We start from the raw sequence: 11,313 nt of genomic DNA on the forward strand, positions 1-11,313 counted from the left end.
AATCAACAATGCAAAAACTTCCAAATTGTTTTGTTCGGGGGACACTGCTTTTGTGGCTCGCATTGCGCGGGCGATCTTTGACGCCGCTGCCATCGATGGAGAGGGATGCCGTCGCCATGCTGACTGACGATCAGAACAATTCCGCCGATCTGCGTCCCGGGGTGCTGGAAGATCTTCCAGAACTCGGACTGATTGCAGGCCCGGAATTACAAGAGAAGGCAATTAAGGCGTGGATGCTGGCGCTCGGCCAGTCAAGCTTCCGACGCATCCGCGATATGCCAGGGGAAGCCGTACCCGGGTCATTGATCCTCAAGGAAGGCGGCCAGGACCTGCATCTCCGCGGCGTCACGCTCGTCGCCCTCAGCATGGCCGAATACTTTATCAAGGCCTTTCCGCAGGCGAGCATCGACCGCGACGTTCTGATTGCGGGGGGGTTATGCCATGACATCGGCAAAACCTTCGAGTGCGACCCCGAAAATCAGAAGCGTTGGGCCGCCGATGCGAGCCGCAATGGGCGTCCGTCCCTGCGTCATCCGATTTTCGGAGCCCATATCTGTCTGATGGCCGGCCTGCCGGAGTCGGTCGCGCACATTGCCGCCTGTCACTCGGCGGAAGGCGACAATGTCCAGCGCAGTCTTGAATGCACGATCGTGCGCGAAGCCGACGCAGCCTGGTGGCGGGTTGCCACGGGAGCTGGGCTCGTCCGGCCGGATAGCATCCCCGCAGAGTTCAATCGGATGTACGCCCAGCGGGTCAATAACTGAGGTCCGCGGGATCATCGGCTGATCCTGCGCACAGGCGAATAACGCGGCAACAACCTGACAAACGCCATACGCATTGGAGGAATGCACCATGCAGAACAAGACAATCGCAAAGCTCGGGATCTCGCGCCGTAATGTTCTAAAGGGCGCCGCGGCCATCTCGGGGCTGTCGGCCATCGGCGGTACTTTCCCGATGCCAGCTCTGGCACAGAGCAACCCGATCAACGTCATGACACTCAGCCAGGGCATCTTCGGGCAACCGTTCGTCGACCTCGCTTCGGAATTCACCAAGCAAACCGGCATCGCCGTTAATATGATCACGATGGGATACTCGGAAGCCATTCAAAAGCAGGCAGCCGCCTTCGCCGCACAAAGCGATGCCTACGACGTCGTGCAAGTGGATTCTGTCTTCATCAAAGGGTTCGCGAAGGCGGGTCACATTCAACCGCTCGACGACTTGATTCCCGCAGCCGAGTTGGCGGACTATTTCGGAGATATTCCGGCGACATTCAAAGACATGTATTCCGACGGCGGCAAGACTTTTGGCCTCGCGACGATCGGCAACTGCCAGCGCTTCATCTACAATGAGGCATATCTGAAAGACGCCGGCAAGTCGGCGCCCGAGACCTGGGACGATCTCCTGTCCGCCGCGCAAAAGGTCGTCAGCCCGTCCAAGAACCGGTACGGGTTCGTCGCCGGCACCGAGCGGCTGGTAAAGGCCTTCTCTGTTTGGTTGCCGATCTTCTGGGCGAACGGCGGCAAGATATTCGACGACCAGATGAAGCCGGTCTTTGGTGACCAGACGGGTCTGGATGCCCTCAACATGCTTCTGGAACTCGTGAAGACGATGCCGACGGGCGGGGCCGCATACACCGAGGCCGATGAGACCAAAGCTATGGCTGCCGGCCTCGGTACGCTCGATCCCGTTGCCTGGATTCCCGACGCCATCACGACCGCCGACGCAACGGTGCAGTCTCAGCTCAAAAGCGCTGTATCGCCGAAGGGCAAGGCGCGCCAGGCGCCCGTGATGGGTGGCCTTGGTCTCACTGTTTCCAAATATGCGAAAGATGCATCCGCTGCCGCCAAATACTGTGCCTGGTTCAACAGTCGCGACGTTCAAGCCAAGTCCATCGTGCCGCATGGTGGCCAACCGTGCCGGAACTCGGCATGGGAGGCGAACGCCTCAGCGAAGCCGTGGTTCCCGGCCGTGGCGGCCAGTCTGAAAGTCGCCATGGTGCGCCCGCAGATCCCCGAATGGGGTCAGGTCGACAACGCGGTCGGTGCGCAGCTGAGCCGGGCTTTCTCGGGCGAGGCTGGGCCCAAGGACGCGCTTGATGCCTCAGTTAAGGCTGTCGACGGGATCATGCGCGACGCTGGTTACTACTGATGCGCCTGGGGCCCCGAAGCGTTGCGTTCGCCTTCGTGGCGCCCAGCATCATTTGTCTCGCATGCGTGATCGGCTATCCACTCGTGCAGGCAATCGCGACAAGCCTCTACCGCTGGAACCTCATCTCGGGCAACCAGCGGTGGGCAGGCATCAATAACTTCATCGATATCCTGCAGAACCCGGATACTGTCCAGGTCGCCGTCACGACGTCAATTTACACGGGCCTCGCAGTAGCGATCGAATTTGTGGCGGGCTACGCACTTGCACTCGTAATTCGCGCCGGAATGTCTCGCAGGCTGCGTGGCTTTCCGATGTTTCGCGTCATCCTGTGCGTGCCGCTCTTCATCGCACCACTCATTTGGGCTTTTTATTTCCGCAGCATCTATGGACCGAACTTTGGCGCATTCAATGAGCTGCTCGCCTGGTTTGGATTGCCTGGGGTTCCTTGGGTCAACGATCCCAACCTCGCGATCTACAGCCTCGTCGTGGCTGACGCCTGGCAGTGGACGCCGTTCATGTTCGCCATCATCCTGGCCGGAATGCAGACGGTGCCGGAGGAGGTGCTTGAGGCGGCGCGCGTGGATGGCGCAAGCACCTTCCAGATCCTCTATCTCGTCGAGCTTCCAATCCTGAAGCCAATACTTCTCATCGCATTGCTCCTGCGGATGATCGACGCACTCAAGAACATCGATTTGATCATCGTCATCACCCAGGGCGGGCCAGGTACGAGCACGGAAATCCTGAACTATTATGCTTACCGCACGAGCTTCCTGGATTTCCAGGTTGGTCGAGGAGCGGCGCTCTCACTGATCGTCTTCGCGGTGATCATGGCGCTGGTCTTGCTCCTCCTGACCGCATTGCGCAGCCCTGACAAGGAGGTACAGGGATGAGGAACCAGATACTCCTATACATGGTGGCGCTCGTTTCCTGTTCACTGACCTTGTTCCCCCCGGTCTGGGCCCTTTACGTCTCCCTGTCGATCACGGTCGACGGCGTCTGGCGACTTGGCCTCGACCACTTTGTCGAGGTCGCCACGGACGCCCAGTTCTGGCTCTCGATTTGGCACTCTTTCGCGGCTGCAGGACTCGCCACCGTGATCTCAATCACGCTGGGTTCGATGGCCGCCTACGGCATGACGCGCTTCAAAGTGAATTATGAGCGGCTGGCTCTTTTCGTGCTGGCTATGCGCATGGTGCCCGGAATCGTACTGATCATCCCGTTCTATATTCTGTACCGAAAGACAGGCTTGCTCGACAATGTGATCAGCCTGTCGGTCACCTATCTTACCTTTTCACTTCCTTTCGCGATCTGGATGATCCGTGGCTTCTTCGCAGCGATCCCATTTGAGCTCGACGAGGCTGCGAAGCTCGACGGTGCGGATGCTTGGACGATACTGTGGAAGGTCATTCTTCCCGTCGCCTTTGCCCCGATTGTCACGACGGCGGTGTTGATCTTTTGCTTCTGCTGGAACGAGTTCTTGTTCGCGCTTGTACTGACCGACAGCAAGGCGATTACATTCCTTCCTTTTCTCACGCGTTTCGTTCCACCGCAGGGGCCCTTATACGGCCAAATCTTTGCGGGCTCCGCCATCTACTTCACCGTACCCATCGTCGCGCTCGCCCTGATCCGCCGTCACCTGGAAGGCAGCTTCACGGCGGGAGGTATAAAATAGCCCATAGCTTACCGACGAGGACAACGTCGATGCCCATGCTTAAAGAGAGGGTCTGCATCATCACGGGGGGCTGTGGCAGCGTCGGCCTCGCCACGGCACACCGGTTTGTCGAAGAGGGGGCACGCGTCATGCTTGTCGATCTCGACGCAGAGCGTCTCGCTTCTGCCCAAGCGGAGCTTGGCGAAGATCGTGCCGCCACGTTTGCCGGAGATGTGTCCGACCCGGTTGTAGCGAAAGGATATGTCGAGGCGACTTTTGAGAAATGGGGCCCGATCGATGTGCTTTTCAGCAATGCCGGCAATCACGGTTATATAGGTTCGCTCCAGACCTATGACGAAGAGGCCTTCGACCGAACCTACCGCATTCACGTCAAGGGTGCATTCCTCGCTGCCAAATACGGTGCGCCGCGCATGCGAGACGGCGGCAGCTTTATCGTCACGTCGAGCCTCGCAGGCCTTCATGGTGGGGACGGTTCGGACAAGAACATTGCCTACACGACTTTCAAGCACGCCCAGACAGGGCTTATCCGCTCCCTTGCGAGGGCATTGGCGCCGCGCCGGATCCGAGCCAACTCGCTCAACCCGGGGCCAATCGACAACGCATTTCAGGCCGATATCGAAGCGCGTCTCAGCGTCATCCAGGGCCATGACCTAACGGCGGCGATAGATCAGGCGATCCCTTTCGGACGGCACGCGCGTCCGGAGGAAGTGGCGGACATGGCCCTGTTTTTGGCGTCACCGATGAGCAGCTTCGTCACAGGTCACGTTCATGTCGTCGACGGCGGCCTGGGAAGTTGACTCCACGGGAGTAGGCACATTCTCCAGGGACCACGTTATTGTGGGAGCAGGTTCCGCCGACTGTGTTCTCGCCAACAGGCTCAGCGCCAACCCTAAAAATAAGGTGCTTCTGCTTGAGGCTGGCGGCGAGGACAACAAGTTTCGATACAAGCTCGTATCGCTTTCAGGGATCGCACCAACAATCCTGAATCGAAGTGGATGTACATGTCCGAGCCGGATGAAACCCGTAACGGACGAGAAGACCTCATGCCGCTCGGCAGAGTGCTGGACGGTTTCAGCTCGATCCACGACCGTCATGGTGAGGTCGAGATCCGTGGCGCGCATGGCGCCCGAAAGAGCGATGGCAAAGACAGCGATAACGACCAGGCCGACAAAGACGATGTCCGTCGCAAGAAAGTTCGAGGCGGAGATGATCATGTAGCCAAGGCCGCGCGTTTGCCGACACGAATGGCCAACGTGACGACGCCGCGCAGAAGTAAAACTTCCCGACATCGTCCCGCCCGGTTGCCCGCTCTCGCCTTCCGTAAATTTCCTACGCCAGATTGATGGCGACCCTGCGCAGGAGATCGACGGATTTCCGCATACCCTCGAGCGGCGACATCATCATGTCCTCATGCTCGATGGAGAGGACGTCGTCGTAGCCGGCGAGCTTCAGGGCCGTGCAGAACCGGCGCCACCAGGTTTCGCCATGGCCGTAGCCAAGCGTGATGTAGTTCCAGCTGCGTTCGGCGAAGCGCTCGGGGGCGCGAGCTTCCAGCGTGCCGTCGATGCCGGCAGGGACGGGTTCGACGCGCGTATCCTTGGCATGGACGTAATAGATGGCCGACCCGAGCGCGCGCACCGCTGCGAGCGGATCGGCGTTCATCCACATCGGATGGCTGGGGTCGTAATTGGCACCCACGGTCTCGCCGACAGCCTCGCGCAGGCGCATTAGGGTATGGACATTGTAGACGGCCTGGTGGCCGTGCAGCTCCAGGCAAAGCTTGTGGATGCCGGCATTGTTGGCGAAGGCGACGAGATCGCGCCAATAGGGAATGATCTTCCGGTCCCATTGATAGGCCTGGATGGCGAGGCATTCTGGCGGCCAGTCGGTGATCATCCAGTTGGGATTGGCGTCTCCCGGCCCGCCTGGCAGGCCCGACATCATCACCACGCGCTCGATCCCCATGATGCCTGCGAGCCTGATCGTCTTCTCTGTCACGCGATGATGCTCGGCGCCTTGCGGCCCGGGATGCAGCGGATTGCCGGAGCAGTTGAGTGCCGCGATGGTCAGGCCATGGCCATGGACCTTGGCGACGAATTCGCGGCGAACGCTCTCGCTTTCCAGCATGGCATCGAGATCGATATGCGGGGCCGAGGACCAGTTGCCGCAGGCAAATTCCAGAGTCTGCAGGCCGAGCTCAGCCGAAACCGCAAGCATTTCGTCAAAGGACAAGCCGCCGAGGCTGTCAGTGATCATGCCGATTTTCATGGTCGTCTCATCCCGCCCGGAGTCTTGGTCAATATCGGATCGGCTCGAAGCGGCCGGATTTGGCCGAGGCCAGGGCGGCCTCGCACAGGATCATGGCCTTGCGTCCGTCCTCGGCGCCGACATCGGGCTGCTGGCCGGTCTGGATGCAGCCGATGAAATGATCGAGCTCGGCTGCATAGGATTCGGCGTAGCGCTCGACGAAGAAGTAGAGCGGCTTGTCGGTCGAGATGGCAGAGCCGTTGGATATCTCGACCGATGTCGGCACGCGATTTCCGGCCCGCAGCATGCCCTCCGAGCCATGCACCTCGATGCGCTGGTCATAGCCGTAGCTCGCCCGCACGGAGTTGTTGATATGGCATTGCCGGCCGGAGGCCGTGCGCATCACGAACATCGCCGTGTCGTAATCGCCGAGCCTGGCATAGGCCGGCGAGACCAAGGAGGAGCCGGTGGCGAAGAGCTCGACGGGCTCCTCGCCCAGGAGATTGCGCGCCATATCGAAGTCGTGAATCGTCATCTCCCGGAACACCCCACCGCCGCCTGCGAGAGCTTCCTCGCTTTCGGGTTCTGGATCGCGGCTGGTGATGATCACCTGTTCCACCGCGCCGATTTCCTTGTCGGCGAGCCGGCGTTTCAGGCTCCGGAAGCTCGGGTCGAAGCGGCGGTTGAAGCCGATCTGGAAGATCACGCCGGCCTTCGCCACCGCGGCCAGGCAGGCATCGGTGCGGCCGATGTCGAGATCGATCGGCTTCTCGCAAAAGATCGCCTTGCCTTTCTGCGCCGCCGCCGTGGCGATATCGGCATGAGTCTTGGTGGCCGAGGCGATCATCACGGCCTGGAGCTCGGGATCGTCGAGAGCGGTCTGTGCATCGACGATCTCGGCGCCGGTCAAGGCAGCGATGCGCTGCGCGGCCTCGGGACGCGGATCGACGATATAGCGAAAGCGCACCATGGGATGCCGCCCCAGATTGGCGGCATGCACCGAGCCGATCAATCCCGCGCCGAACAAGCAAAAATCGATCATACCAGTCCCCCTGATATCCATGTCGATCGGCGACCTATTTCACCGCCCCCATGGTCAACCCGCGCACCAGATGGCGCTGCACCATCAAGGCAAAGATTACGATCGGCAGCGCGCCGATCACGCCGGCGGCCGACATCGAGGCCCAGTCGGTGTCGATGCGCCCGATCAGCGTCGCGGTTCCCCTCGGCATCGTCATCGCCTTTGGCGTTGCCGTAAGGGCCAGCGCGAACAGGAATTCGTTGAAGGTCACGATCACCGCGAAGATCGCCGTGGCGGCAAGGCCCGGCGCCGCAAGCGGCAGCGCAATGCGGTAGAAGGCGGTGAAGCGCGAATCGCCGTCGACCATCGCCGCCTCCTCCAGATCCACTGGGATTTCGCGGAAGAAGCTCTCCATCATCCATACGCAGAAGGTGATGTTGAAGGCGGTATAGGTGAGGATCAGGCCGAGCCAGGTGTCGAGCAGCTTGAGCTGCAGCATCAGGAGATAAATCGGAATCAGGATCACCACCGGCGGCACGATCCGAAGCGTCAGCAGTGCCAGGCCGACCTTGCGCTCGAGCCCGAAGCGGAGATGGAACCGCGCGATCGCGTAGGCACCGAGCGAGCCGAAGACCAGCGAGACCAGCACGGAGACCCCGGTGACTGCCAGCGAGTTGGTGAGATAGGCACCGAACTGCTTTTCGGAGAACAGATGCACGTAATTGTCGAAGGACGGCGCATGCGGATAGAGCGTGAGATCCTGGGTGATCTCCTTGTTGGACTTCAGGGAGGTCGACACCATCCAGTAGATTGGCAGCAGCACGATCAGCAGGATCGCTGTGAGGACCAGGACACGCAGGAGACGTTCACCGGGTTTCATAGCGGTTCGAGCCTCCTCAGGAGGCGCACGGCCGCCAGTGCGAAGGCCAGGACGATCAGCCCAATCGTGACGAACAGGGCTGCGGCATAGCCGACCTGCCCGAACTTGAACAATGTGTCGTAGCCGAAGATTGAGACCAGCCTGGTCGCCTCCCCGGGCCCGCCGCGCGTCAGAACGAAGACCTGGTCGAAGGTGCCGAAGGCGTCGATGGTCCGCAGTACGATGGCGATAGCGAGGATGGGGCGCATCATCGGCAAAGTGAGATCGGCGAAGACCCGCCAGGCGCCGGCGCCGTCCACCCGCGCCGCCTCGAAAGGCTCCTGCGGCAGGGACTGCAGGCCTGCCAGCAGGATCAGGAACATCAGTGGAGTCCACTCCCAGACATCGAGCGCGACAAGCCCGATGAAGGCCTTGAGGGGATCGCCCAGGATCTGCACCTGTCCATAGCCCATCGCCTCGGAAAAGCTGGTCAGCATGCCGGCGTCGCTGGCATAGATCAGGCGAAAAACGATGGCCACCACCACGGGTGTGATCACCATGGGAATGATGAGCACGGTGCGCAGCAGGCGGATGCCGGCGAACTCCCGCAGGCAGAACAGCGCCAGCGCGAACCCCAGCACTGTCTCGATCGCCACCGAGAACGTGACGAAGCGGATCGTCACCCACAGGGCGTTGAGAAACTGGTCGTCCGACCATAGCCGACGATAGTTGTCGAAGCCGACATCGGCGACGACGGAGCCGAAACGATAGAGTTTCGTGCTGGCACGCAGGCCGTCCCACAGCGGGTAGACCAGCACGCCGAGCACCGTCAATACCGCGGGCGCCAGCAGGAGATAGGGCAAGGCGAGGTCGAGCCCTGTCCCCTGCAGCCTGCCTCTTTCCTGGCGCACCGCGATCGTCTTCATCAGTAATAGCCGGCCTGGGTGAGATAGTCCTTCACCTGCGCCGCTGCCGTATCGAGAGCCGCCCCGCCGCCGGAACCGGCTTGCAGCGCCTTGTTGAGCTGGATGCCGAGAAGTTCCTCGACCTTGGCCCAGTCCGGGGTGCGCGGCCGCGGCAGCGCACCGGCGTCGAGCTGCTTCAGCGCCACGGGGATCAGGCGGTTGCCGGGATCGGAAACGCCGAAGGCGGTGCGCTTGACCGGGATGGAACCCGCCTCCGCCAGCTTGGCCTGGATCTGCGGGCTGCAATACCATTTCAGGAAAGCAATGGCATTGGCCTTGTTCGGCGCCGATTTCGGCACGCCGGCAATAAAGATGCCCATCTGGGCGATAGCCGAGACCTGTTTCGGCACCACGCCGAAATCGAGCTTGCCGACGACTTTGGACTGCTTGGGATCATCCGATTTCACGGCATTGCCGGAATATTGGATGATGGCGCCGGCATCGCCGCCAAGGATGGCCGCCCCCTCCTGGTCGGAATCGAATTCCACCACGCCGGGAGGTGCGTTCTGCTTGAGCGTGCCGACGAAGAAATCGGCCGAGGCCTTGCCGGCATCGGAATTGAAAGTGACGTTCCACTTATCGTCAAAGAACTGACCGCCGAAGGACAGGAAGATCGGGTACCAGGAGGTGACGATCGGATTGCCGGAGACGCCGCGGAACACCACCGGATATTTGATCTTGCCGGCCGCAACGCCCGCCTTGCCCTTGGCCAGGACATCGTCCCAGGTCGCCGGTGCGCCGTAGGTGAAGACATCGTTGCGATAGGTCAGTGTCTGCAGATCCCCAACGAAAGGCACGCAGATCAGCGTCGGCGTCGCGCTCTCGAAGCCCTTGACACGGGGCCCCTGGCGCGGCGGCCAGTAGCCCATGTCGATCATCGAGCCGATCCAGTCCTTGTCGGTGCCGTCGATGCCGCCTGCAGCGAGGTCTTCCAGCACATTGGCCGCGCCGAACTGGGGCACCCAGGGATCGTCGAGCAGATAGAGGTCATATTGACCGGCGCCGTTATGGGCGTCGGCGAACCATTTTTCCAGCGTCACGCCATATTCGTCTTCGAGGAACTGGATATCGAAACCTTCGCTCTTGGCGAGCGGCAGGATCTTTTCCTTGAACGGCGTCAGGCCGCCATCGGCGAAGGCGCCGATGATCACCTTCTTGCTGTCGGCCCGGGCGGGCAGGCCGAAGCCCGCCGCCATCACGGCGCCGAGTGCCAACCCGGCGCTTCCCTGCAGGAGTGCGCGCCGGCTTATCGAAGATCTGAGATGGTCAAGACCAGTCATAGCTATCCCCTCTTGTTTTCTACGCGATGCACCACCGTTGAACCTGTGGCGTCGAAGAAACAGACATCCGTGGAATCGAAGGTGACGCCGATCCTCGATCCGACCGCGGCGGTGAAGCCGCGCTGGGCACGCACTGACAGCCGTTCGCCGCCGAGCCTCACATCGACGAGCGTTTCATTCCCCATGGGTTCGATGACGTAGATCTCCCCGGTCAGGACCGAACCCGCCTCGGCAAAGCGGAGATCTTCGGGCCTGATGCCCATTTCGGTGATGCCGGCCCCCAGGCATCGGGCATGCTGCTCCGGATCGAGCCGCACCGTGCTGCCTCCAACATGCAGGCCGGACTCATCCACGGCGGCGCTCAGGATATTCATGGGCGGATTGCCGACGAAGGTGGCGACGAAGCGGGTGGCCGGCCGCTCATAGATCTCGTGCGGGGTTGCGAGCTGCTGCAATTGGCCCGCGTTCATCACCGCGATGAGGTCCGCCATGGTCAGGGCTTCGGCCTGGTCATGGGTGACATAGAGCGTCGTGGCGCCGAGTCGCTGGCACAGGCGCTTGATCTCGCCGCGCATGCTCAGCCGCAAGCGTGCATCGAGATTGGACAGCGGCTCATCCATCAGGAAGGCGGCGGGATCGCGGACGATGGCGCGCGCCAGAGCGACGCGCTGGCGCTGGCCGCCGGAAAGCTGGCGGGGATGGCGGTCGAGCAGATGGTCGATCTCCAGAGCCTTCGCCACCTCTGCGACCTTGGCGCCGCGCTTCACGCTGTCCAGATTGCGGATCCACAGCGGGTAGCCGATATTGTCGGCAATCGTCATATGCGGGTAAAGCGCGTAGCTCTGGAACACCATGGCGATATCGCGATCGCGCGGCTGCAGCCGGGTGACGTCTCGCTCGCCGATCAGCACCTTGCCGGCACTCGGCATTTCCAGGCCGGCGAGAATGCGCAACGCCGTGGTCTTCCCGCAGCCCGACGGGCCAAGCAGCGCCAGGAAGGTTCTGTCGGGCAACGCAAGATCGAGGGAGCGCAGGGCCTGGAACGCTCCGAAATTCTTGACGACTTTCTGGTAGCTTATGGCGCTCAAACCTGAACCTCGCTCGCTTCAGGATGAGGCAAG

The 11,313-nt window shown here is 61.4% G+C and carries 11 protein-coding genes and 1 pseudogene; 5 read left to right on the forward strand and 7 right to left on the reverse strand.

All coding sequences use genetic code 11. The features are described from left to right. Nucleotides 1-116: 116 nt before the first annotated feature. From QQL24_RS26830 to QQL24_RS26850, 5 genes are all read left to right on the forward strand, one after another. Nucleotides 117-764 (forward strand): HD domain-containing protein, encoded by a 648-nt coding sequence (locus QQL24_RS26830; RefSeq protein ID WP_284315365.1) that lies wholly within the window; start codon nt 117-119, stop codon nt 762-764. Between the two features lie 88 nt (nt 765-852). After that, a complete protein-coding gene (locus QQL24_RS26835; RefSeq protein ID WP_284315366.1) occupies nt 853-2,148 on the forward strand; it encodes an extracellular solute-binding protein in 1,296 nt (431 codons plus the stop codon). Then, complete coding sequence (locus QQL24_RS26840) at nt 2,148-3,038, forward strand: carbohydrate ABC transporter permease (RefSeq protein ID WP_284315367.1); 891 nt, start codon at nt 2,148-2,150, stop codon at nt 3,036-3,038. Before QQL24_RS26835 ends, QQL24_RS26840 begins: the two co-directional genes overlap by 1 nt. Before the next feature lie 20 nt (nt 3,039-3,058). After that, entirely contained in the window at nt 3,059-3,820 is a 762-nt protein-coding gene (locus tag QQL24_RS26845) for a carbohydrate ABC transporter permease (RefSeq protein ID WP_284315368.1), read from the forward strand. Between the two features lie 35 nt (nt 3,821-3,855). Continuing rightward, nucleotides 3,856-4,617 carry an SDR family NAD(P)-dependent oxidoreductase gene (locus QQL24_RS26850; protein ID WP_284315546.1) on the forward strand — a complete coding sequence of 254 codons (762 nt, stop codon included), beginning with the start codon at nt 3,856-3,858 and terminating at the stop codon, nt 4,615-4,617. Nucleotides 4,618-4,935: 318 nt separating this feature from the next. Here the strand turns inward: QQL24_RS26850 and QQL24_RS26860 are convergent. The 7 genes and pseudogenes from QQL24_RS26860 to QQL24_RS26890 all read right to left on the reverse strand — a co-directional run. Then, nucleotides 4,936-5,052, reverse strand: a pseudogene (locus tag QQL24_RS26860) (taurine transporter subunit); the annotation flags it as partial. Between the two features lie 97 nt (nt 5,053-5,149). After that, a complete protein-coding gene (locus QQL24_RS26865; RefSeq protein WP_284315369.1) occupies nt 5,150-6,088 on the reverse strand; it encodes a sugar phosphate isomerase/epimerase family protein in 939 nt (312 codons plus the stop codon). Nucleotides 6,089-6,116: 28 nt separating this feature from the next. Continuing rightward, nucleotides 6,117-7,109 carry an inositol 2-dehydrogenase gene (gene iolG, locus QQL24_RS26870; RefSeq protein WP_284315370.1) on the reverse strand — a complete coding sequence of 331 codons (993 nt, stop codon included), beginning with the start codon at nt 7,107-7,109 and terminating at the stop codon, nt 6,117-6,119. Between the two features lie 34 nt (nt 7,110-7,143). Beyond that, nucleotides 7,144-7,968 (reverse strand): carbohydrate ABC transporter permease, encoded by an 825-nt coding sequence (locus tag QQL24_RS26875; protein ID WP_284315371.1) that lies wholly within the window; start codon nt 7,966-7,968, stop codon nt 7,144-7,146. After that, nucleotides 7,965-8,873, reverse strand: coding sequence for a carbohydrate ABC transporter permease (locus QQL24_RS26880; RefSeq protein ID WP_284315372.1), 909 nt, complete (start codon nt 8,871-8,873; stop codon nt 7,965-7,967). Before QQL24_RS26880 ends, QQL24_RS26875 begins: the two co-directional genes overlap by 4 nt. Beyond that, nucleotides 8,873-10,192 carry an extracellular solute-binding protein gene (locus QQL24_RS26885; RefSeq protein WP_284315373.1) on the reverse strand — a complete coding sequence of 440 codons (1,320 nt, stop codon included), beginning with the start codon at nt 10,190-10,192 and terminating at the stop codon, nt 8,873-8,875. Before QQL24_RS26885 ends, QQL24_RS26880 begins: the two co-directional genes overlap by 1 nt. 2 nt (nt 10,193-10,194) lie before the next feature. Then, nucleotides 10,195-11,280 carry an ABC transporter ATP-binding protein gene (locus QQL24_RS26890; protein WP_284315374.1) on the reverse strand — a complete coding sequence of 362 codons (1,086 nt, stop codon included), beginning with the start codon at nt 11,278-11,280 and terminating at the stop codon, nt 10,195-10,197. Nucleotides 11,281-11,313: the final 33 nt, after the last annotated feature.

Source organism: Labrys miyagiensis (assembly GCF_030160835.1).
GTDB classification, from domain to species: Bacteria; Pseudomonadota; Alphaproteobacteria; order Rhizobiales; family Labraceae; genus Labrys; species Labrys miyagiensis.

Excerpts from the sequence above, each read along its gene's own strand:
- QQL24_RS26830 (WP_284315365.1), top strand. The coding sequence starts at position 117 with ATGCTGACTGACGATCAGAACAATTCCGCCGATCTGCGTCCCGGGGTG.
- QQL24_RS26835 (WP_284315366.1), top strand. The coding sequence starts at position 853 with ATGCAGAACAAGACAATCGCAAAGCTCGGGATCTCGCGCCGTAATGTT.
- QQL24_RS26840 (WP_284315367.1), top strand. The coding sequence starts at position 2,148 with ATGCGCCTGGGGCCCCGAAGCGTTGCGTTCGCCTTCGTGGCGCCCAGC.
- QQL24_RS26845 (WP_284315368.1), top strand. The coding sequence starts at position 3,059 with ATGGTGGCGCTCGTTTCCTGTTCACTGACCTTGTTCCCCCCGGTCTGG.
- QQL24_RS26850 (WP_284315546.1), top strand. The coding sequence starts at position 3,856 with ATGCTTAAAGAGAGGGTCTGCATCATCACGGGGGGCTGTGGCAGCGTC.
- QQL24_RS26865 (WP_284315369.1), bottom strand. The coding sequence starts at position 6,088 with ATGAAAATCGGCATGATCACTGACAGCCTCGGCGGCTTGTCCTTTGAC.
- iolG (WP_284315370.1), bottom strand. The coding sequence starts at position 7,109 with ATGATCGATTTTTGCTTGTTCGGCGCGGGATTGATCGGCTCGGTGCAT.
- QQL24_RS26875 (WP_284315371.1), bottom strand. The coding sequence starts at position 7,968 with ATGAAACCCGGTGAACGTCTCCTGCGTGTCCTGGTCCTCACAGCGATC.
- QQL24_RS26880 (WP_284315372.1), bottom strand. The coding sequence starts at position 8,873 with ATGAAGACGATCGCGGTGCGCCAGGAAAGAGGCAGGCTGCAGGGGACA.
- QQL24_RS26885 (WP_284315373.1), bottom strand. The coding sequence starts at position 10,192 with ATGACTGGTCTTGACCATCTCAGATCTTCGATAAGCCGGCGCGCACTC.